Source organism: Pseudomonas syringae group sp. 243L2 (genome assembly GCF_032587875.1).
GTDB lineage: Bacteria > Pseudomonadota > Gammaproteobacteria > Pseudomonadales > Pseudomonadaceae > Aquipseudomonas > Aquipseudomonas amygdali.
Map to the genome: position 1 here is coordinate 443,832 of NZ_JAWHPL010000019.1, position 18,856 is coordinate 462,687.

The window sequence follows — 18,856 nt, forward strand, 5'->3', positions numbered from 1 at the left end:
GCGGGTCGCCATGTCCTTTGCTGTGATTCAGATGGTCAGCCAAAGCGATGTCCAGGCTAATCTGGTCAGCGCTCGCCGCTTGCTGGAGCAGGCAGCCGAAGGTGGCGCGCGGCTCGCGGTGCTGCCCGAAAACTTTGTTGCCATGGGGCGGCGTGACGTGGCCAACATCGGTCGTGCCGAAGCTCATGGGCATGGGCCGATCCTGCCATGGTTGAAACTGGCCGCTCGCGACCTCAAGTTATGGATTGTTGCCGGAACCTTGCCACTGCCGCCGGATGAGCCACCCGATGGCAAGGTGACGGCGTGTTCGTTGCTGATCGATGAACACGGTGAGCAGGTGGCCCGGTATGACAAGCTGCATCTGTTTGATGTGGATGTTGCTGACAATCGGGGCCGCTACCGTGAATCCGATGACTATGCTCACGGAAACAATGTGGTGGTGGCCGATACACCTGTAGGGCGCGTGGGGCTGACAGTCTGTTATGACTTGCGCTTTCCCGAGCTGTACACCGCGCTACGGGAGGCCGGTGCTGAACTGATTACCGCGCCGTCAGCTTTTACTGCGGTAACGGGTGCTGCGCACTGGGACATTCTGATCCGGGCGCGCGCCATCGAAACCCAGTGTTACGTGCTGGCGGCGGCACAGGGCGGGGTCCATCCAGGGCCTCGCGAGACTTACGGGCACGCGGCCATCGTTGATCCATGGGGCCGCGTACTGGCCGAGCAGGCACAGGGTGAAGCCGTGCTGCTGGCCAAGCGCGACAGTGAAGAACAGGCGTCCATACGGGCGCGGATGCCGGTGTCCAGTCACCGGCGCTTTTTTTCGCAGGACGCCATGCGGCCTGCTTCGGAGTGAATATGAGTGATCTGTCCTCAGTCAGCGAACATCTTCTGGCCCCTGGTGGCCTGAGCCTCGACAGCCTGCAATCGGTGCTCGGAGAGCTTGCCGGGCCGGGTATCGACGCGGCTGATCTGTATTTTCAGGGCATGATCTCCGAGTCCTGGTCGCTCGAAGACGGCATCGTCAAGGAAGGCAGTTTCAATCTCGATCAAGGCGTGGGCGTGCGCGCTCAATCGGGCGAAAAGACTGGTTTCGCTTACAGCAACGCTATCACTGAGGACGCACTGCGCACCGCTGCCCGTGCTGCCCGTTCCATCTCCCGCGCTGGGCAGAATGGCCGGGTGCAGGCTTTTACCTCGCAGGATGTGGCCCAGTTGTACGCCCCGGATAATCCTCTGGAAGTGCTGAGCCGCGCCGAGAAGGTCGAACTGCTCAAGCGCATTGACGTCGCAACGCGCGCGCTGGATTCGCGTATCCAGCAGGTGTCGGTGAGCATGGCCGGTGTCTGGGAGCGCATTCTGGTGGCCGCCGCCGATGGCAGTCTGGCCGCCGATGTGCGTCCGCTGGTGCGCTTCAACGTCAGTGTCATTGTCGAGCAGAACGGTCGCCGTGAGCGGGGCGGGCATGGCGGTGGCGGACGTACGGATTACCGTTATTTCCTGACTGATGATCGTGCCATGGGCTACGCGCGTGAAGCGCTGCGTCAGGCGCTGGTCAACCTGGAAGCGATTCCTGCTCCGGCAGGCACATTGCCGGTGGTGCTGGGTTCCGGTTGGTCAGGCGTGCTGCTGCACGAGGCGGTTGGTCACGGCCTTGAAGGTGACTTCAATCGCAAGGGCAGTTCGGCTTACAGCGGGCGCATGGGCGAGATGGTTGCATCGAAACTTTGCACGATTGTTGACGACGGTACCCTTGCAGGGCGTCGCGGCTCGCTGAGTGTCGATGACGAAGGCACACCGACCGAGTGCACCACACTGATTGAGAACGGCGTGCTCAAGGGCTACATGCAGGACAAACTCAATGCCCGCTTGATGGGTGTAGCACGGACTGGTAACGGTCGTCGAGAGTCCTACGCTCACCTGCCGATGCCACGTATGACCAATACCTACATGCTGGGCGGGCAGAGCGACCCGCAGGAAATCATCGCCTCGGTGAAGCGCGGTATTTACTGCGCCAATCTGGGTGGCGGTCAGGTGGATATCACCAGCGGCAAATTCGTGTTTTCGACCAGCGAGGCTTATTTGATCGAGGACGGCAAAATCACTGCGCCGGTCAAGGGTGCGACCTTGATCGGTAACGGGCCGGAAGCCATGAGCAGGGTATCGATGGTGGGCAACGACCTGTCGCTCGATAGCGGCGTGGGGACGTGCGGGAAGGACGGCCAGTCTCTGCCGGTCGGTGTGGGTCAGCCCACGCTGAAAATCGATGCGATCACGGTAGGTGGTACGGGTAGTTGAAGGTGAGTCGGGGCTGGCCGCTTGCTGCTGCCGGCCCCGCGGTTGAAATCAACGCAGACCGCGTTGAAGTTCGTCCAGCTCACGGATGTATTTGAAGATTTTTCGGCTGGTGGCCGGCGGTTTGTTACGTGCAACTTCGTGTTGCGCCTGACGAATCAGCGAGCGCAGCTGCTGGCGGTCGGCATCGGGGTATTCGACAACGAATTTCTCGAGGTCGGCGTCATCACCCGCGATCAGGCGATCACGCCAGCGCTCCAGATTGTGAAAACGTTCGTTGTATTGGCGAGTGGAGGCATCGAGTTGGTCCAGCAACACCAGAATGGCTTCCTGGTCCTGATCGCGCATCAGCTTGCCAATGAACAGAATATGCCGCTTTCGCGCGATGTTCGCCGTGTGCTTGGGCGCTTCGGCCAGGGCCTTGCGCAAAGCGTCGGTCAGCGGCAGCTTGGCCAGCACATCGGCTTTGAGTGTTGTCAGTCGCTCGCCGAGGTCGACCAGAGCATGCAGCTCTCGTTTGACCTGGGTTTTGCTTTTCTCCCCGTCGAGGGAGTCGTCGTAAGAATCAACCATGGGGGCAGTCCGCAAAGAAACGCCGCCATGATAACCAGTCGTGGGCCGCTTGTCCGGCCCGGTCGGTATTCGGCCTGTGCTGAAAGAAGAATTTGATGGAGAAAGTCATGAGTGCAACCCAAAGCGTCGGTCCGCAAGCCTTGCCCGAACTGCAGGAACAGGTCGAGCAGATTATCGCCGAAGCCCGGCGTCAGGGCGCCAGCGCCTGCGAAGTCGCAGTGTCGGTGGATCAGGGGCTGTCGACATCGGTCCGTCAGCGTGAAGTTGAAACCGTAGAGTTCAACCGCGACCAGGGTTTCGGTATCACCCTGTATGTCGGGCAGCGCAAGGGCTCGGCCAGCACCTCGGCCACGGGTGCCGATGCCATTCGTGAAACCGTTGCCGCTGCATTGGCGATTGCCGAGCACACCTCCGAAGACGAAAGCTCCGGGCTGGCTGATGCTGCGCTGATGGCCAAAGAGGTCATGGATTTCGACCTTTATCATACTTGGGACATAACGCCCGAGCAGGCCATCGAGAAAGCGCTGATCTGCGAAGCCGCGGCCTTCGACGCCGACAGCCGGATCAAGAACGCCGACGGCACCACGCTCAATACCCATCAGGGCTGCCGTGTGTATGGCAACAGCAACGGCTTCATCGGCGGTTATGCATCAACGCGGCACAGCCTCAGTTGCGTGATGATCGCCGAGGGCGAAGGCCAGATGCAGCGTGATTACTGGTACGACGTCAATCGCCAAGGTGAGCTGCTGGCTGATGCCCAGAGCATTGGTCGCAAGGCTGCGTTGCGTGCGGCGAGCCGTCTGGGTGCGCGTCCTGTGCCGACCTGTGAAGTGCCGGTGCTGTTTGCCGCAGAACTGGCAGGTGGCCTGTTCGGCAGCTTTCTCGGTGCCATTTCCGGTGGCAACCTGTACCGCAAGTCGTCATTTCTTGAGGGGGCCTTGGGTCAGCGGCTGTTCCCGGAGTGGATGACCATTGATGAGCGTCCGCACTTGAAGCACGCAATGGGCAGTTCGGCGTTCGACAGCGACGGTCTGGCGACGTTTGCCAAACCGTTCGTGGAAGGCGGCGATCTGGTTTCCTATGTGCTGAGTACTTATTCCGGCCGCAAGCTGGGCATGCCGAGCACTGCCAATGCGGGCGGGGTGCATAACCTGTTCGTCACCCATGGTTCGGAAGATCAGGCCGCGCTGATTCGACGTATGGGCCGTGGCTTGCTGGTAACCGAATTGATGGGCAGCGGCCTGAACATGGTTACCGGTGACTATTCGCGGGGCGCAGCAGGTTTCTGGGTCGAGAACGGGGAAATACAATTTCCGGTTCAGGAAGTGACGATTGCCGGCAACATGCGTGACATGTTCAAGCAGATCGTCGCCGTTGGCAGCGATCTTGAACTGCGCAGCAACATCCGAACCGGCTCGGTGCTGATCGAGCGTATGACCGTAGCGGGTAGCTGAGCCTAGCGACGCTTCGCTGGTCCGCGATATCCAGCTTTTGTAGGAGCGGACTCGTCCTTGAACTGCCGGGAACCGGCAGCAAAACCAAGCGCCTCGGTGCACCAGATACAGCCAAGGTGGCCTGTTTTAGGGCCGCTTTGCAGCCCATCGCGGACAAGTCCGCTCCCACGCCCTCCGGGCCGAAGCAGCCCTACGCTTGTCCGCGATATCCAGGTTTTGTAGGAGCGGACTCGTCCGCGAACTGCCGGGAACCGGCAGCAAAACCAAGCGCCTCGGTGCACCAGATACAGCCAAGGTGGCCTGTTTTAGGGCCGCTTTGCAGCCCATCGCGGACAAGTCCGCTCCCACGCCCTCCGGGCCGAAGCAGCCCTACGCTTGTCCGCGATATCCAGGTTTTGTAGGAGCGGACTCGTCCGCGAACTGCCGGGAACCGGCAGCAAAACCAAGCGCCTCGGTGCACCAGATACAGCCAAGGTGGCCTGTTTTAGGGCCGCTTTGCAGCCCATCGCGGACAAGTCCGCTCCCACGCCCTCCGGGCCGAAGCAGCCCTACGCTTGTCCGCGATATCCAGGTTTTGTAGGAGCGGACTCGTCCGCGAACTGCCGGGAACCGGCAGCAAAGCGGGCATCTCAGCACCTCTGTATGACGCACTCGCTCAAGATCGAGCTTGTAATGATTATTTATATCATTTAATAATAAATATCATTTCTAAAATGAGCTGCGGTCATGGGTTCTGTTCTGCACGAGCTGTCTTATCTGGAAAACTGGCGTGGATTGAGTCTGCGGATTCGTTGCGCCCTTGAGCCCGACGAGCCTCGGCTGATCGAGCACTACCTCGCCGAAGGGCGCTATCTGGCGCGTTTTACCGCCACGCCCCAGCCCATGATTGCCGAAACCACTTTCCGTCTTTTGATAGACACCGCACGCGATACGGCATTGCCGTGGCACTGGCGCTGCCTGTGTCTGGATCAGGCCTGGCGTCCGCTGCGTGATTTACAGGCAATCGCCTCCACGCCTGCGCGGCGTCAGCGCTGGCAAGCCTGTGTTCATCAACTGGCGACCTGCGTGCTACAGCCCTCTATTTCCCTCTCTGAACTGGTGCAAGGACATTGCGATGAGTAATACCCGTATCGAACGCGACAGCATGGGCCAGCTACAGGTCCCGGCCGAGGCCCTTTACGGCGCGCAGACTCAGCGTGCGGTGGAAAACTTTCCGATCAGCCATCAACGTATGCCGCGGCAATTCATTCGTGCCCTGTTGCTGGCCAAGGCGGCTGCAGCGCAGGCGAACCTGGAGCTGGAGCAGATCAGCGAAGGGCAGAGCAGGGCGATTGTCAGTGCCGTGAAAGACCTGCTGGCCAGTGACTACATGGCGCATTTTCCGGTCGATATCTTTCAGACCGGTTCCGGCACCAGTACCAACATGAACGCCAACGAGGTGATCGCCACGCTCGCCACGCGTGTGCTGGGCGAAGAGGTCAACCCCAATGACCACGTCAACTGCGGGCAGAGCAGCAACGACATCATCCCGACCACGATTCATGTGAGCGCTGCACTGGCTCTGCACGAACAACTGCTGCCTGCGCTGGCCCATGTGGTGCAAGTGACCGAACACAAAGCCGAGCAGGTCCATGCCTTCGTCAAGACTGGTCGTACGCATCTGATGGACGCCATGCCCGTGCGCATGAGCCAGGTGCTCAACGGCTGGTCACAGCAGATTCGCGCCAACGTCGAGCATCTGCAAGGTCTTCAGCCGAGCCTTCAGTCACTGGCACAGGGCGGCACCGCAGTCGGTACCGGGATCAACGCGCATCCTGAGTTTTCGGCTCGTTTCAGTCGTCAGTTGAGTACGTTGACCGGTGTGCAATTCGCACCTGGCAAGAACCTGTTCGCGTTGATCGGTTCGCAGGACACCGCGGTCGCGGTATCCGGCCAGCTCAAAGCCACGGCGGTATCGCTGATGAAAATTGCCAACGACCTGCGCTGGATGAATTCGGGGCCACTGGCAGGGCTGGGTGAGATCGAGCTGGAGGCATTGCAGCCAGGCTCATCGATCATGCCGGGTAAGGTCAACCCGGTCATTCCGGAAGCCACCGCCATGGTTGCCGCGCAAGTGATCGGCAACGACGCGACGATTACCGTGGCGGGGCAGTCCGGCAACTTCGAACTTAACGTGATGCTGCCGATCATCGCCCAGAACCTGCTCAGCAGTATCGAGCTGCTGGCCAACTCCAGTCGGCTGCTGGCTGACAAGGCGATTGCGAGCTTCAAGGTCAATGAATCCAAGCTCAAGGAAGCGCTGTCGCGTAATCCGATTCTGGTGACGGCCCTCAACCCGATCATTGGCTATCAGAAAGCCGCCGAAATTGCCAAGACCGCTTACAAGCAGGGCCGTCCGGTCATTGACGTCGCCCTTGAGCACACTGATTTGCAACGTAGCGAACTGGAAGTGTTGCTCAACCCTGAAAAACTCACCGCTGGCGGTATTTGATTCCAGCCAGCCAACGTCCCCTGGAGGTATGAACATGCAGCATTGGAAACGCACTATCGAGCAGGCCAATCGCTGTTTCAATCTGGGCGAGTGGGTCGAAGCCCGCGAGCTTTACCTTCAGGCGCTGGCGTTGGCGCAAGTGTTGTTCGAGCGTTGGGCGGATGTCGACGAGGCCGTCGCGGCCTGTGTGATTTCTCACCACAACCTGGCGGACCTGCACCTGAGCCTCGGTCAGCCTGAGGAAAGCGCTGAATACCTGTGTGCCATTCATCAACATCTATTGCGGACCATGCAGGATCAGCGTCTTCCTCCGGCGCTCCGTGAGGCAGCCTTGCGCCACAGCAGCAAAACCTACGCCGAGTTGCTGAGCTTTATCAGTGAACACGGCGAATACCCGCGCACTCATCGGTTGTTGAACAGCAGCAGCGAGCACACGCGCTCATCGTTGCAGCGCCACTCGGCAGCCACTTCCGGACTTTTCTACGGAGCACATTGAAATGCCTTATACCTTGCCTGCACTGCCTTACGCATACGATGCCCTGGAGCCGCACATCGATGCGCAAACCATGGAGATCCATTACACCAAGCATCACCAGACCTACATCAACAACCTTAATGCAGCGATCGAAGGCACCGAGTTTGCTGACTGGTCCGTCGAGAAGCTGGTGGCCAGCATCAAGCAGTTGCCTGAAAACCTGCGTCCGGCGGTCATCAACCAGGGTGGCGGTCACGCGAATCATTCGTTGTTCTGGGAGGTGATGGTGCCAGGCGGAGGCGGTTTGCCCAAAGGCGCTGTCGCTTTGGCCATCGACGAGCAGCTGGGTGGCTACGACAGATTCAAGGAAGCGTTTACCAAAGCCGCATTGACCCGTTTCGGCAGCGGCTGGGCATGGCTGAGCGTCACCCCCGATAAAAAGCTGGTGGTTGAAAGCAGCGGTAATCAGGACAGCCCGTTGATGAATGGCAATACGCCGATTCTGGGTCTGGATGTATGGGAGCACGCTTACTACCTGCGCTATCAGAACCGTCGCCCCGAGTACATCAACGCGTTCTACAACGTGATCAATTGGGATGAAGTGTCTCGACGTTATCAGGCCGCTCTGGCCTGACTCCCGTAACCGGGCTCAAGGCAGCTTATGCGCTCAGGAATATTCGCTCTCAGCGGTGTGCGGTTGTTGCGGCTCGTCGTAGGCACCGGGCTGCTGTTGGCAGGTATGGCGTTACTGATTGCTCACGGTTTGAGCTGGTTGCGGATGCACTGCTGGTGATCATGGAAGGGGCTTGTTTGAGGGCTTACTCGCCCTCATCAAACTTGTTGTTGATCAGTTCAACCAGGCCATCGAGCGCTTCCTGCTCGAATTCGCCTTCGGTTTTCAGATGGATCTCGGTGCCTTTGCCTGCCGCCAGCATCATCACGGCCATGATGCTTTTACCATCGACCATGGTCTGCTCAGAGCGGCCAACCCTGATCGTGCAAGGGAACTTGCCTGCGACGCCGACGAATTTGGCGGCAGCGCGGGCATGCAGGCCCAATTTGTTGATGATGGTGATTTGACGAGCGGGCATCGCAGTGAAAATCCTTTCAGCTAAGGTCGCGGTGGCGAACCTGAACGTTCTTGAGTGATTGTTGCAAGACCTGGCCGAGCCGTTCGGTCAGGTAGACGGAGCGGTGATGTCCGCCGGTGCAGCCGATGGCAATGGTAACGTAAGAACGGTTGCTGGCTGCAAACCGGGGCAACCATTTGTTCAGATAAGCGAAGATGTCCTGAAACATCTCTTCAACATCGGGTTGCACCGACAGGTAGTCGATAACCGGTTGTTCAAGCCCGGAATGGTCGCGCAGTTCAGGCTTCCAGTACGGGTTGGGCAGGCAGCGCACATCGAATACCAGATCTGCGTCGACGGGCATGCCACGCTTGAAACCAAAGGATTCGATCAGAAACGCAGTGCCTGGCTCGGGCTTGTTCAGCAGGCGAAGCTTGAGCGCGTCGCGCAGCTGATAGAGGTTCAAGTGGGTGGTGTTGATTTTCAGGTCGGCCAGATCGATGATCGGGCCCAGCAGCGTTGTCTCGTCGCGTATCGCCTCGGCCAGCGAACGATCTGCCGTACTCAAAGGGTGGCGGCGCCTGGTTTCCGAGAAACGCTTGAGAAGTGTTGCTTCATCAGCATCCAGGTAAAGCACGTCGCACTGGATGTTGCGTGAGCGGACTTCATCCAGCATTTGCGGAAAGCGGGTCAGGTGACTGGGCAGGTTTCGCGCATCGATGGACACCGCCAGCAAGGGCTCGGCCAGTTCAGTATTGATCAGCGCTCGCTCGGCCAGTTCCGGCAGCAATCCGGCCGGCAGGTTGTCGACACAGTAAAAACCGTTGTCTTCGAGCACGTCGAGGGCTGTACTTTTACCCGAGCCGGAACGGCCGCTGACGATGATCATGCGCATGGTCAGTTTCCGTTCTGCACGTCCAGCACCACTTGATAAAGCGCTTCAGCACTTTCGGCACTGCGCAGGCGCTTACGCACATCTTTGTCATCAAGCATGCTGGCGATCTGGCGCAGTAACTCCAGGTGCTCATCGGTAGCAGCCTGCGGGACTAGCAATACAAACAGCAGGTCAACCGGCGCGCCATCGATGGCGTCGAAATCCACAGGGGTAGCGAGGTGAATGACTGCACTGACAGGCTCGCTGCAGTCAGCAAGGCGGCAATGAGGGATGGCAATACCGTTGCCGAAGCCGGTTGAACCCAGTTTTTCGCGAGCAACAAGACTTGCGAATACTGTCTCCGAAACCATGCCCGGTACTTCACGACCGATCAGTTGGGCAATTTCTTCGAGTACACGCTTTTTACTGCCACCCGGCACGTTCACAACGGAGCGGCCGGGGGTCAGGATATTTTCGATTCGGATCATTTAAATGGGCGTTAGCGAGCGGCCGCACCTTTGAGGATGCTTTGCTGCTTTTCCTTATGCTTGAGCAATTGTCGGTCTAGCTTGTCAGTGAGCAGGTCGATGGCAGCATACATATCGTCATGTTCAGCATTGGCAACGACCTCTCCACCATGGATGTGCAACGTGGCTTCGATCTTCTGCTTGAGCTTTTCGACCGTCATCGTGACCTGCACGTTGGTAATCTTGTCAAAATGCCCCTCGAGCTTTTTGAGCTTGAGCTCAACGTATTCACGAAGGGGTTTGGTCACTTCCAGTTGGTGTCCACTGATGTTGACTTGCATACAGCTTTCTCCTTTGCCAGTGCATAAAGAGACAGGCATGGCGCCTGTCTCTGGGACGCTGTGGCTGGGCCTGCATCACATCAGCCGCTTACGCTCACTGGAAGGCGCTATCCCGAGTGACTCGCGGTACTTGGCGACTGTGCGACGGGCTACTTGAATGCCTTGTGCCTCCAGTAAACCAGCGATCTTGCTATCACTCAACGGCTTTTTCTGATTTTCCGCCGCAACCAGTTTTTTGATGATTGCGCGAATTGCCGTGGACGAGCATTCACCGCCCTCGGAAGTGCTCACATGGCTCGAGAAGAAGTATTTCAGCTCGTAAATGCCGCGTGGGGTGTGCATGAACTTCTGGGTGGTCACGCGCGAGATGGTCGATTCATGCATGCCCACTGCCTCGGCAATGTCGTGCAGGACAAGCGGCTTCATCGCCTCGTCGCCGTACTCAAGAAAGCCGCGCTGATGTTCGACGATCTGGGTGGCGACCTTCATCAGTGTCTCGTTGCGACTTTGCAGGCTCTTGATGAACCAGCGCGCCTCTTGCAACTGGTTGCGCATGAAGGTGTTGTCTGCGCTGGTATCGGCCCGACGCACAAAACCTGCGTATTGCGGATTGACGCGCAGGCGCGGTACGGATTCCTGATTGAGCTCGACCAGCCAGCGCTCGTTGTCCTTGCGCACGATCACGTCCGGAATGACGTATTCGGCTTCGGTGGATTCGATCTGCGAGCCTGGACGCGGATTGAGGCTTTGCACCAGCTCGATGACCTGGCGCAGCTCGTCTTCCTTGAGCTTCATGCGCCGCATCAGCTGGCCGTAGTCGCGGCTTCCGAGCAGATCGATGTAGTCGGTGACCAACCGTTGCGCTTCCATCAGCCAAGGTGTTTTGGCTGGCAACTGGCGAAGCTGCAGGAGCAGGCATTCGCTCAGGTTTCGGGCGCCGATGCCTGCCGGCTCAAACTGCTGGATGCGGTGCAGTACGGCTTCGATTTCGTCGAGTTCGATGTCCAGCTCGGGATCGAAAGACTCGAGAATCTCATCGAGCGTTTCGTCCAGATAGCCCTGGTTGTTGATGCAGTCGATCAGCGTAACCGCCACCAGACGGTCCTTGTCGGACATCGGGGCGACGTTCAATTGCCACAGCAGGTGGCTTTGCAGGCTTTCGCCCGCAGATGTGCGTGTGGTGAAGTCCCACTCGTCATCATCGTTGCTTGGCAGGCTGCTGGCGCTGGTCTGGTAGATGTCTTCCCATGCGGTATCGACGGGCAGTTCGTTGGGAATGCGCTCGTTCCATTCGCCGTCTTCAAGATTATCCACGGTAGGCGCGGATTCCTGATAGGTCGGTTCCTGAACGTCGGGGTTGGGCTTTTGTTCGATGTTGTCGGCAAGCGGGTCGGAGTTGTCGAAGTCGTCGCCTTCTTCCTGCCGTTCCAGCATGGGGTTCGATTCCAGCGCCTCCTGGATCTCCTGCTGGAGGTCCAGTGTGGAAAGCTGGAGTAAGCGGATTGCCTGTTGCAGCTGCGGTGTCATCGTCAGCTGCTGGCCCATTCTCAAGACTAGCGATGGTTTCATGGCAGGGGCTAAACACCTTATTCGCCGGCGCTCATGCGCCATCTACTACAGGCGCCTGAGCGCCAACTTAAGCAAATTATATGCCTGAAACCTGTACCTTTGCCTAGAGTGATATGACAAATAAAATATTGTCAACACACTGCACTGGCATCAATCGGCCGCTAAGCGCAAAGGGCAGTCGATTAAAGGCGGAATTCGTGGCCGAGGTAGACCTCTTTCACCAGTTGATTCGCCAGAATGGTCTCGGAATCGCCTTCTGCGATCAGCTGTCCATCGTTGACGATGTAGGCAGTTTCGCAGATGTCCAGCGTTTCACGGACGTTGTGGTCAGTGATCAGCACGCCGATACCCTTGGCCTTGAGGTGGTGAATGATCTGCTTGATATCACCTACCGAAATAGGGTCTACGCCTGCGAACGGTTCATCCAGCAGGATGAATTTCGGCGCAGTGGCCAGCGCGCGGGCAATTTCCACACGGCGGCGCTCGCCGCCCGACAGGCTCATGCCCAGGTTGTCGCGAATGTGGGTGATGTGAAACTCCTGCAAGAGGCTTTCGAGCTCCTTGCGGCGTGCTCCGGCATCGAGTTCCTTACGGGTCTCGAGAATCGCCATGATGTTGTCGGACACTGACAGCTTGCGGAAAATCGAGGCTTCCTGCGGCAGGTAGCCGATGCCGGCTCGGGCGCGACCGTGCATGGGTTGATGGCTGACATCCAGATCGTCAATCAGCACGCGACCCTGATCAGCCTGGACCAGACCTACGATCATGTAGAAGCAGGTGGTCTTGCCGGCACCGTTGGGGCCCAGCAGGCCGACGATCTGGCCGCTGTCGATGGAAATGCTCACATCGCGCACGACCTGCCGGCTTTTGTAGCTTTTAGCCAGATGCTGGGCTTTGAGCGTCGCCATTTACTGGGCCTTCTGAGGTTGGTCGGTTTTCTTTTTCGGCTGGATGACCATGTCGATACGCGGACGTGGTGTGGTCACCTTGGCACCGCCATTGGCCCGACCGGCGCTGACGACCTGTCTGACCGTGTCATAAACGATTTTCTCGCCTTCGGAAGTATTGCCATCATTGATGACCTTGGCCTTGTCAATGAGGACGATACGGTCCTGCCCGGCGTAGTACTGAATAGTGACGGCATAGGCCTGCACAATCGGTTTGTCTACGGCAGGCTTCTGCTCGTAATAGGCAAGATTGCCGACAGAGGTGAACACATCCACTTCGCCCTGGGCATTACGCGTGATCGTCACAGTGTTACCGGTGATCTTCATCGAGCCCTGGGTGATGATGACGTTGCCCTTGTAGGTTGCTACGCCTTTCTTGTCATCGAGCTGAGCATCGTCAGACTGGATGTGGATCGGCTGATCGCGGTCGGTTGGCAGGGACCAGGCGCTCGCGCTTCCCAGTGCTGCGCCCAGGCCGAGCAATAAAGGAAGAGTTTTAACGAGCCTCATACTGTCCTCTTACGTTGGACAGCAGGTCCATCCTGCTGTCTTTCAAATATGCTTTCATTCCCTTGGCCGTAGTCACACCGCCGGCGCCGTCGATTCTAACGTCTTGCTCGGTCTGCGCATATTGCTTCTGAGGGAATACGGTCATTCGACTGGTAGTGATAATAGTCGTACGTTGTTTTTCATCGGTACGCTCGACACGAACGGAATCGATCAGCTCGACCTGGTCGCCGCCGGACGAAACTTCGCCTTTCTTGCTCTGTACGTGCCATGGAAACTCGCCACCGCGGTACATGTGCAGGTCGGGCGTGGTCAACAGGGTCACGTCAGTGGCTTTCACGTGCTCGACCTTGTCGGATGTCATGTCGTACTGAAGTGTGCCATCGGGCAGGTACTGCACGCTGTGGGCATTGATCGCATAGTAGTCGATGACCGTGTCGTCAACGGTCGACACCGGCTGATCCATAAAACTTTCCGGGCTGATGTTCCAGTAACCGACCGCTGCCAGCAGCAGCGCCAGTACCCCGAGCAGCAGGAACTTGCGAATTTTTTTAGTGAACATAATGGCTTCTATAAATAGACGGAGTGAGCCGCTTCAAGGTTGCCTTGCGCACTCAGAATCAGTTCGCAGAATTCGCGTGCCGCACCTTCGCCGCCTCGCGCCCTGGTTATTCCGTGTGCATGCTCGCGTACAAAACTCGCGGCATTGGCAACCGCCATGCCCAGACCGACGCGCCTGATGACTGGCAAGTCTGGCAGATCATCACCCAGATAGGCGACTTGTTCGTAACCAAGCTGGAGTTCTGCGAGCAGTTTGTCCAGTACTACCAACTTGTCTTCACGTCCCTGAAACAGGTGTTCAATGCCCAGGCTCTTTGCCCGGCGCTCGACTATCGCAGTCTTGCGGCCGCTGATAATGGCTGTTGTGACGCCTGAGGCTATCAGCATTTTTATGCCTTGGCCGTCGAGAGTGTTGAATGTCTTGATCTCGCTGCCATCTTCCATGAAGTAAAGGCGGCCGTCGGTCAGTACGCCATCGACGTCGAAAACGGCCAGCTTGATAGCCTTGCCGCGTTGCATGAGGTCCTGAGTCATCGTTTCGGTTTCCATTACATGACGCCTGCGCGCAAAAGATCCTGCAAGTTGAACGCGCCAACCGGCCGGTCGTACTGGTCTACGACAACAAGCGCACTGATTTTGTTGTCCTCCATGATTTTCAGCGCTTCGGCGGCCAGCATTTCTGCATGGGCCGTCTTGCCGTGAAGGGTCATGACCTCATCAATGATGGTCTGGCGAATATCGACGGGGCGGTCCAGCGTTCTGCGCAAATCGCCGTCGGTGAAGATGCCGGCCAGTGTGCCGTCAGCTTCGACAATCGCGGTCATGCCCAGGCCCTTGCGGGTCATTTCCAGCAGCGCATCCCTGAGCAGCGTGCCGCGTTGAACGCTGGGCAGTGCGTCGCCGGAGTGCATGACATTCTCAACCTTGAGCAGCAGGCGACGACCCAGCGCGCCGCCTGGATGGGAGAATGCAAAATCTTCAGCGGTGAAACCCCGTGCGTCCAGCAGCGCCACGGCCAGCGCGTCGCCCATGACCAGTGCCGCGGTGGTCGAAGAGGTCGGTGCCAGATTGAGCGGGCAGGCCTCATGCACGACGTGGGCGTTGAGATTGATATCGGCAGCCTTGGCCAGAATGGACTCGGGGTCGCCGGTCAGGCTGATCATCTTTATGCCCAGGCGCTTGATCAGCGGCAGCAGGGTCACGATCTCGTGGGTGCTGCCGGAGTTCGACAGGGCCAGGATGATGTCATCGCGGGTGATCATGCCCATGTCGCCATGACTGGCTTCAGCTGGATGCACGAAAAAAGAGGTAGTGCCCGTGCTCGCCAGTGTGGCGGCAATCTTGTTGCCGATGTGTCCGGACTTGCCCATGCCGACCACAACAACTCGGCCTTTGCTGGCGAGGATCATTTCGCACGCGCGCACGAAATCGCCGTCAAGACGTTCAAGCAAGCCTTGTATGGCTTCTATCTCAAGGCGAATGGTGCGTTGCGCCGATTGGATCAGGTCACTGGATTGGTTCATGTCTGGAAAGGGTCAGCCTGCTGAAAGGCGGCGATTATAGCGGTAATGAACGATTCCCTCACGTCTGATCGTCGTTGTGTTGTTTTTAAACGAATTTCCTACGCACTTGAGGGTCTGTATCCACGCCTGATGCCATAACATTGTGGTACAGAATAATTCAACGATTACCTGAACCGCTCGGTTCTCTTCTTGGGGGCGGGTGGCGGCGGTGGTATAGTTCGCGGCCTGTTCGGCGCGCCTGGACAGCTGGTCGGCCTCCAAGAACCGACGGCTGAGGGCGGAGGCTGTATCGCAAGGAGTTTAGATGAGTCCTGATGACGCCTATGCGGTCGAGTTGAAAGGTGTGTCTTTCAAACGCGGTACGCGCAGCATTTTCAATAACGTTGATATTCGTATTCCGCGGGGCAAGGTCACCGGGATCATGGGGCCGTCCGGTTGTGGCAAGACTACCTTGCTGCGCTTGATGGGGGCTCAGTTGCGTCCAAGCGAAGGGCAGGTGTGGGTCAATGGTCAGAACCTGCCTGAGCTGTCGCGCAGTGATCTGTTCGATGCTCGCAAGCAGATGGGCGTGTTGTTTCAGAGCGGAGCACTGTTTACCGATCTGGACGTTTTCGAAAACGTCGCTTTTCCCTTGCGCGTGCACACTGAACTGCCGGAAGAAATGATCCGCGACATCGTGCTGCTCAAGCTTCAGGCTGTGGGCCTGCGCGGTGCGGTCGAACTGATGCCCGATGAACTGTCGGGTGGTATGAAGCGTCGTGTCGCGCTGGCCCGGGCCATCGCTCTCGATCCGCAGATTCTCATGTATGACGAGCCCTTCGTAGGGCAGGACCCGATTGCGATGGGCGTGCTGGTACGCCTGATCCGCTTGCTCAACGACGCATTGGGCATCACCAGTATCGTGGTGTCCCATGACCTCAGCGAGACAGCGAGCATTGCCGACTATCTCTATGTAGTGGGCGACGGCCAGGTGCTGGGGCAGGGCACGCCTGAGGAACTGATGTCCTCGGACAACCCACGCATTCGTCAATTCATGACCGGCGAGCCTGATGGCCCTGTACCGTTCCACTATCCGGCGCCGGATTTTCGCGAAGATCTATTGGGGAAGCGCTGATGCGCAATAAGTCACTGATGGACCGGGTACGCCTGTTGGGGCGTTCGGCCATTGATATTGTTACTGTTCTGGGTCGTTCCGGTCTGTTTCTGGTAAACGCCCTGCTTGGCCGCGGCGGTGCGGGCAGCAGTTTTCAACTGCTGGTAAGGCAGCTGTATTCGGTGGGTGTCATGTCGCTGGTCATCATTGTGGTGTCCGGCATGTTCATCGGCATGGTACTGGCGCTGCAGGGCTTCAGCATTCTGACCAAGTACGGCTCCGAGCAGGCCGTTGGCCAGATGGTCGCACTGACCCTGCTGCGTGAGCTGGGGCCTGTGGTTACAGCCCTGCTGTTCGCCGGGCGTGCAGGTTCTGCGCTGACCGCCGAGATCGGCAACATGAAATCCACCGAGCAGCTGTCGAGCCTTGAGATGATCGGTGTCGATCCACTCAAGTACATCGTTGCGCCACGCCTGTGGGCAGGTTTCATCTCGATGCCGATTCTGGCGATGATTTTCAGTGTGGTCGGTATCTGGGGCGCTTCCTGGGTAGCGATCGATTGGCTGGGCGTCTATGACGGTTCTTTCTGGTCGAACATGCAGAACAGCGTTTCTTTCACGAACGATGTGCTCAATGGGGTGATCAAAAGCGTCGTATTTGCCTTCGTGGTGACATGGATTGCCGTTTTCCAGGGTTACGATTGCGAGCCTACTTCCGAGGGGATCAGTCGCGCGACGACTAGAACCGTCGTATACGCCTCGTTGGCCGTGCTGGGACTGGACTTTATTTTGACCGCTTTGATGTTTGGAGATTTCTGATGCAAAACCGTGCCATCGAAACCGGAGTCGGTCTGTTCCTGCTGGCGGGGATACTGGCTCTGCTCCTGCTGGCCCTGCGAGTCAGTGGTCTGAGCACGAGCGCGAGCACCGACACTTATAAACTTTATGCCTACTTCGACAATATTGCCGGTTTGACTGTCAGAGCCAAGGTAAGCATGGCTGGCGTCACGATCGGCAAGGTGACGGCGATCGATCTGGATCGCGATACCTTTACCGGTCGCGTCACGCTGGAGATTCAGAAGAAGGTCGATAACCTGCCTTCGGACTCGACTGCGTCGATTCTGACTGCCGGTTTGCTGGGTGAAAAATACATCGGTCTCAGCGTCGGTGGCGATGACAAGCTGCTCAAGGATGGCGGGACTATCCATGACACGCAGTCGTCGCTGGTGCTGGAAGACCTGATCGGAAAATTCCTGCTCAATACTGTTAGTAAAGACGCCAAGTGAGGAGCTTCAAATGATCTCTATTCTGCGCCGTGGCCTGCTGGTATTGCTGGCCGCTCTGCCAATGCTGGCGAATGCCGCGGCGACCCCGTCGGCTCATGACCTGGTGGAGCGCACCACCAAGGAACTGTTGAGTGACCTGGCGACCAATCGCGAGCAGTACAAAGCCAACCCAAGCGCGTTCTATGACGCACTGAACCGCATTGTCGGTCCTGTCGTGGATGCCGATGGCATTTCCAAAAGCATCATGACCGTAAAGTACTCTCGCAAGGCGAGCCCTGAACAGGTGAAGCGTTTCGAGGAAAACTTCAAGCGCAGCCTGATGCAGTTCTACGGCAATGCCTTGCTTGAATTCAACAACCAGGGCATCACCGTCGCACCTGCCAAGGACGAAGGCGATGACCGCACCAGCGTTGACATGCAGGTCAAGGGCAATAACGGCGCGATCTATCCGGTTTCCTACACGCTGGTCAAGCTGAACGGCGAGTGGAAAGTGCGTAACGTTGTCATCAACGGTATCAATATCGGCAAGCTGTTCCGTGATCAGTTCGCCGATGCCATGCAGCGCAACGGCAACAACCTGGATACCACCATCAACAACTGGGCTGGCGAAGTGGCCAAGACCAAGTCCACCGTAGACGCTGCGCAGAAGCCTGCACAATGACAGAGTCCGCCGTCCGCCTCGTCGGGCCTGGCGAGCTCAGGCTGATTGGTGTGCTGGATTACCGCACCGGGCCACAGCTGCGCAAGCAGGGTGCGGCGCTGATCAAGTCGGGTGATCTGGCCGATCTGACACTTGATTGCTCGGGCGTCGAGAAATCCAGCAGCGTAGGCCTCGCCTTGCTGCTGGCTTTCATGCGTGATGCACAGGAGGCAGGCAAGTCGATCACTGTCCGCTCGCTGCCTGAAGACATGCGTCAGATAGCCCGTGTATCAGGTCTGACCGAGCTACTGGACACCCACTGACAGGCGTCATCGAAAAAGCCCTTTATCCGGGACCTGCTTGTCGGGCTTCGCATAACATGGGCTTTTTTGTATGATGGCCGACCCGCGCGCGTACAGCGCCGATCGAGGTTAAGCATGCAGGCCGTAGAAGTTAAAAGCTTCCTTGAAGGAAAGCTGCCGGAAATCAAAGTGGAAGTCGAAGGCGAAGGCTGCAACTTCCAGCTGAATATTATCAGCGACGAGTTGGCCGGCCTGAGTCCGGTCAAGCGTCAGCAACAGATTTATACCCATCTGAACCCCTGGATTGCCGATGGCAGCATCCACGCGGTGACCATGAAATTTTTCAGCCGCGCTGCATGGGCCGAGCGTTCCTGAGCCAATTGGTGTCG

The 18,856-nt window shown here is 58.0% G+C and carries 24 protein-coding genes; 13 read left to right on the forward strand and 11 right to left on the reverse strand.

Going from position 1 to position 18,856, the window contains the following annotated elements:
- The first annotated feature begins 10 nt into the window (after positions 1 to 10).
- Together RYB66_RS12350 and tldD are read left to right on the forward strand one after the other, a co-directional pair.
- Positions 11 to 856 (forward strand): carbon-nitrogen hydrolase family protein, encoded by an 846-nt coding sequence (locus RYB66_RS12350; protein ID WP_016981175.1) that lies wholly within the window; start codon positions 11 to 13, stop codon positions 854 to 856.
- 2 nt (positions 857 to 858) lie between these two features.
- Positions 859 to 2,298 carry a metalloprotease TldD gene (tldD, locus tag RYB66_RS12355; RefSeq protein ID WP_002555101.1) on the forward strand — a complete coding sequence of 480 codons (1,440 nt, stop codon included), beginning with the start codon at positions 859 to 861 and terminating at the stop codon, positions 2,296 to 2,298.
- A gap of 48 nt (positions 2,299 to 2,346) precedes the next feature.
- Here the strand turns inward: tldD and yjgA are convergent, their stop codons facing one another.
- Complete coding sequence (gene yjgA, locus RYB66_RS12360; protein ID WP_003364101.1) at positions 2,347 to 2,868, reverse strand: ribosome biogenesis factor YjgA; 522 nt, start codon at positions 2,866 to 2,868, stop codon at positions 2,347 to 2,349.
- 107 nt (positions 2,869 to 2,975) lie between these two features.
- Here yjgA and pmbA point away from each other — a divergent pair, with 107 nt between their 5' ends.
- From pmbA to RYB66_RS12385, 5 genes are all read left to right on the forward strand, one after another.
- On the forward strand, positions 2,976 to 4,322 hold the full coding sequence (gene pmbA / locus RYB66_RS12365; protein ID WP_029240913.1) for a metalloprotease PmbA: 1,347 nt from the start codon (positions 2,976 to 2,978) through the stop codon (positions 4,320 to 4,322).
- 726 nt (positions 4,323 to 5,048) lie between these two features.
- Positions 5,049 to 5,444 (forward strand): hypothetical protein, encoded by a 396-nt coding sequence (locus RYB66_RS12370; RefSeq protein ID WP_005744985.1) that lies wholly within the window; start codon positions 5,049 to 5,051, stop codon positions 5,442 to 5,444.
- Entirely contained in the window at positions 5,437 to 6,813 is a 1,377-nt protein-coding gene (locus tag RYB66_RS12375; protein ID WP_016981173.1) for a class II fumarate hydratase, read from the forward strand. Before RYB66_RS12370 ends, RYB66_RS12375 begins: the two co-directional genes overlap by 8 nt.
- Positions 6,814 to 6,847: 34 nt before the next feature.
- Positions 6,848 to 7,309, forward strand: a complete 462-nt coding sequence (locus tag RYB66_RS12380) for a tetratricopeptide repeat protein (RefSeq protein WP_005744988.1) — start codon at positions 6,848 to 6,850, stop codon at positions 7,307 to 7,309.
- Between the two features lies 1 nt (position 7,310).
- Positions 7,311 to 7,922, forward strand: coding sequence for a superoxide dismutase (locus tag RYB66_RS12385; RefSeq protein WP_316894512.1), 612 nt, complete (start codon positions 7,311 to 7,313; stop codon positions 7,920 to 7,922).
- Between the two features lie 184 nt (positions 7,923 to 8,106).
- Here the strand turns inward: RYB66_RS12385 and RYB66_RS12390 are convergent, their stop codons facing one another.
- From RYB66_RS12390 to RYB66_RS12435, 10 genes are all read right to left on the reverse strand, one after another.
- Positions 8,107 to 8,379, reverse strand: coding sequence for an HPr family phosphocarrier protein (locus tag RYB66_RS12390; RefSeq protein WP_002555094.1), 273 nt, complete (start codon positions 8,377 to 8,379; stop codon positions 8,107 to 8,109).
- Between the two features lie 16 nt (positions 8,380 to 8,395).
- Positions 8,396 to 9,253 (reverse strand): RNase adapter RapZ, encoded by an 858-nt coding sequence (rapZ, locus tag RYB66_RS12395; RefSeq protein ID WP_002555093.1) that lies wholly within the window; start codon positions 9,251 to 9,253, stop codon positions 8,396 to 8,398.
- A 2-nt stretch (positions 9,254 to 9,255) separates the two neighbouring features.
- On the reverse strand, positions 9,256 to 9,720 hold the full coding sequence (gene ptsN, locus RYB66_RS12400; RefSeq protein WP_005780948.1) for a PTS IIA-like nitrogen regulatory protein PtsN: 465 nt from the start codon (positions 9,718 to 9,720) through the stop codon (positions 9,256 to 9,258).
- A gap of 11 nt (positions 9,721 to 9,731) precedes the next feature.
- Positions 9,732 to 10,040: a ribosome hibernation-promoting factor, HPF/YfiA family gene (hpf, locus tag RYB66_RS12405; RefSeq protein WP_002555091.1), complete on the reverse strand. Its 309-nt coding sequence runs from the start codon at positions 10,038 to 10,040 to the stop codon at positions 9,732 to 9,734.
- Positions 10,041 to 10,115: 75 nt separating this feature from the next.
- Positions 10,116 to 11,609 carry an RNA polymerase factor sigma-54 gene (locus RYB66_RS12410; RefSeq protein ID WP_004656600.1) on the reverse strand — a complete coding sequence of 498 codons (1,494 nt, stop codon included), beginning with the start codon at positions 11,607 to 11,609 and terminating at the stop codon, positions 10,116 to 10,118.
- 182 nt (positions 11,610 to 11,791) lie between these two features.
- On the reverse strand, positions 11,792 to 12,517 hold the full coding sequence (lptB, locus tag RYB66_RS12415; protein ID WP_002555089.1) for an LPS export ABC transporter ATP-binding protein: 726 nt from the start codon (positions 12,515 to 12,517) through the stop codon (positions 11,792 to 11,794).
- The gene (gene lptA, locus RYB66_RS12420; RefSeq protein WP_002555088.1) at positions 12,518 to 13,066 is read right to left on the reverse strand and encodes a lipopolysaccharide transport periplasmic protein LptA; all 549 of its coding nucleotides are present in this window, start codon (positions 13,064 to 13,066) and stop codon (positions 12,518 to 12,520) included.
- Positions 13,053 to 13,625: an LPS export ABC transporter periplasmic protein LptC gene (gene lptC, locus RYB66_RS12425; RefSeq protein ID WP_002555087.1), complete on the reverse strand. Its 573-nt coding sequence runs from the start codon at positions 13,623 to 13,625 to the stop codon at positions 13,053 to 13,055. The genes lptA and lptC overlap by 14 nt, the downstream gene beginning before the upstream one ends.
- An 8-nt stretch (positions 13,626 to 13,633) precedes the next feature.
- Positions 13,634 to 14,173, reverse strand: coding sequence for a KdsC family phosphatase (locus tag RYB66_RS12430; protein ID WP_004666191.1), 540 nt, complete (start codon positions 14,171 to 14,173; stop codon positions 13,634 to 13,636).
- Entirely contained in the window at positions 14,173 to 15,147 is a 975-nt protein-coding gene (locus RYB66_RS12435; RefSeq protein ID WP_002555085.1) for a KpsF/GutQ family sugar-phosphate isomerase, read from the reverse strand. Before RYB66_RS12435 ends, RYB66_RS12430 begins: the two co-directional genes overlap by 1 nt.
- A 304-nt stretch (positions 15,148 to 15,451) precedes the next feature.
- Here RYB66_RS12435 and RYB66_RS12440 point away from each other — a divergent pair, with 304 nt between their 5' ends.
- The 6 genes from RYB66_RS12440 to RYB66_RS12465 all read left to right on the forward strand — a co-directional run bounded on the left by RYB66_RS12440 (position 15,452) and on the right by RYB66_RS12465 (position 18,842).
- Complete coding sequence (locus RYB66_RS12440) at positions 15,452 to 16,261, forward strand: ATP-binding cassette domain-containing protein (RefSeq protein WP_004656592.1); 810 nt, start codon at positions 15,452 to 15,454, stop codon at positions 16,259 to 16,261.
- Positions 16,261 to 17,058: a lipid asymmetry maintenance ABC transporter permease subunit MlaE gene (gene mlaE / locus RYB66_RS12445; protein WP_005734541.1), complete on the forward strand. Its 798-nt coding sequence runs from the start codon at positions 16,261 to 16,263 to the stop codon at positions 17,056 to 17,058. Before RYB66_RS12440 ends, mlaE begins: the two co-directional genes overlap by 1 nt.
- Entirely contained in the window at positions 17,058 to 17,525 is a 468-nt protein-coding gene (gene mlaD / locus RYB66_RS12450) for an outer membrane lipid asymmetry maintenance protein MlaD (RefSeq protein ID WP_003313587.1), read from the forward strand. Before mlaE ends, mlaD begins: the two co-directional genes overlap by 1 nt.
- Positions 17,526 to 17,535: 10 nt before the next feature.
- Positions 17,536 to 18,186 carry a phospholipid-binding protein MlaC gene (locus RYB66_RS12455; protein ID WP_005744994.1) on the forward strand — a complete coding sequence of 217 codons (651 nt, stop codon included), beginning with the start codon at positions 17,536 to 17,538 and terminating at the stop codon, positions 18,184 to 18,186.
- Positions 18,183 to 18,488 carry a lipid asymmetry maintenance protein MlaB gene (locus RYB66_RS12460; RefSeq protein ID WP_005744995.1) on the forward strand — a complete coding sequence of 102 codons (306 nt, stop codon included), beginning with the start codon at positions 18,183 to 18,185 and terminating at the stop codon, positions 18,486 to 18,488. Before RYB66_RS12455 ends, RYB66_RS12460 begins: the two co-directional genes overlap by 4 nt.
- A 114-nt stretch (positions 18,489 to 18,602) precedes the next feature.
- Entirely contained in the window at positions 18,603 to 18,842 is a 240-nt protein-coding gene (locus RYB66_RS12465; protein WP_002555079.1) for a BolA family protein, read from the forward strand.
- The last annotated feature ends 14 nt before the right edge of the window (positions 18,843 to 18,856 follow it).

Bases quoted from the DNA above. Each gene is read 5' to 3' on its own strand.
- RYB66_RS12350 (WP_016981175.1), top strand. From the start codon at position 11: ATGTCCTTTGCTGTGATTCAGATGGTCAGCCAAAGCGATGTCCAGGCT.
- tldD (WP_002555101.1), top strand. From the start codon at position 859: ATGAGTGATCTGTCCTCAGTCAGCGAACATCTTCTGGCCCCTGGTGGC.
- yjgA (WP_003364101.1), bottom strand. From the start codon at position 2,868: ATGGTTGATTCTTACGACGACTCCCTCGACGGGGAGAAAAGCAAAACC.
- pmbA (WP_029240913.1), top strand. From the start codon at position 2,976: ATGAGTGCAACCCAAAGCGTCGGTCCGCAAGCCTTGCCCGAACTGCAG.
- RYB66_RS12370 (WP_005744985.1), top strand. From the start codon at position 5,049: ATGGGTTCTGTTCTGCACGAGCTGTCTTATCTGGAAAACTGGCGTGGA.
- RYB66_RS12375 (WP_016981173.1), top strand. From the start codon at position 5,437: ATGAGTAATACCCGTATCGAACGCGACAGCATGGGCCAGCTACAGGTC.
- RYB66_RS12380 (WP_005744988.1), top strand. From the start codon at position 6,848: ATGCAGCATTGGAAACGCACTATCGAGCAGGCCAATCGCTGTTTCAAT.
- RYB66_RS12385 (WP_316894512.1), top strand. From the start codon at position 7,311: ATGCCTTATACCTTGCCTGCACTGCCTTACGCATACGATGCCCTGGAG.
- RYB66_RS12390 (WP_002555094.1), bottom strand. From the start codon at position 8,379: ATGCCCGCTCGTCAAATCACCATCATCAACAAATTGGGCCTGCATGCC.
- rapZ (WP_002555093.1), bottom strand. From the start codon at position 9,253: ATGCGCATGATCATCGTCAGCGGCCGTTCCGGCTCGGGTAAAAGTACA.
- ptsN (WP_005780948.1), bottom strand. From the start codon at position 9,720: ATGATCCGAATCGAAAATATCCTGACCCCCGGCCGCTCCGTTGTGAAC.
- hpf (WP_002555091.1), bottom strand. From the start codon at position 10,040: ATGCAAGTCAACATCAGTGGACACCAACTGGAAGTGACCAAACCCCTT.
- RYB66_RS12410 (WP_004656600.1), bottom strand. From the start codon at position 11,609: ATGAAACCATCGCTAGTCTTGAGAATGGGCCAGCAGCTGACGATGACA.
- lptB (WP_002555089.1), bottom strand. From the start codon at position 12,517: ATGGCGACGCTCAAAGCCCAGCATCTGGCTAAAAGCTACAAAAGCCGG.
- lptA (WP_002555088.1), bottom strand. From the start codon at position 13,066: ATGAGGCTCGTTAAAACTCTTCCTTTATTGCTCGGCCTGGGCGCAGCA.
- lptC (WP_002555087.1), bottom strand. From the start codon at position 13,625: ATGTTCACTAAAAAAATTCGCAAGTTCCTGCTGCTCGGGGTACTGGCG.
- RYB66_RS12430 (WP_004666191.1), bottom strand. From the start codon at position 14,173: ATGGAAACCGAAACGATGACTCAGGACCTCATGCAACGCGGCAAGGCT.
- RYB66_RS12435 (WP_002555085.1), bottom strand. From the start codon at position 15,147: ATGAACCAATCCAGTGACCTGATCCAATCGGCGCAACGCACCATTCGC.
- RYB66_RS12440 (WP_004656592.1), top strand. From the start codon at position 15,452: ATGAGTCCTGATGACGCCTATGCGGTCGAGTTGAAAGGTGTGTCTTTC.
- mlaE (WP_005734541.1), top strand. From the start codon at position 16,261: ATGCGCAATAAGTCACTGATGGACCGGGTACGCCTGTTGGGGCGTTCG.
- mlaD (WP_003313587.1), top strand. From the start codon at position 17,058: ATGCAAAACCGTGCCATCGAAACCGGAGTCGGTCTGTTCCTGCTGGCG.
- RYB66_RS12455 (WP_005744994.1), top strand. From the start codon at position 17,536: ATGATCTCTATTCTGCGCCGTGGCCTGCTGGTATTGCTGGCCGCTCTG.
- RYB66_RS12460 (WP_005744995.1), top strand. From the start codon at position 18,183: ATGACAGAGTCCGCCGTCCGCCTCGTCGGGCCTGGCGAGCTCAGGCTG.
- RYB66_RS12465 (WP_002555079.1), top strand. From the start codon at position 18,603: ATGCAGGCCGTAGAAGTTAAAAGCTTCCTTGAAGGAAAGCTGCCGGAA.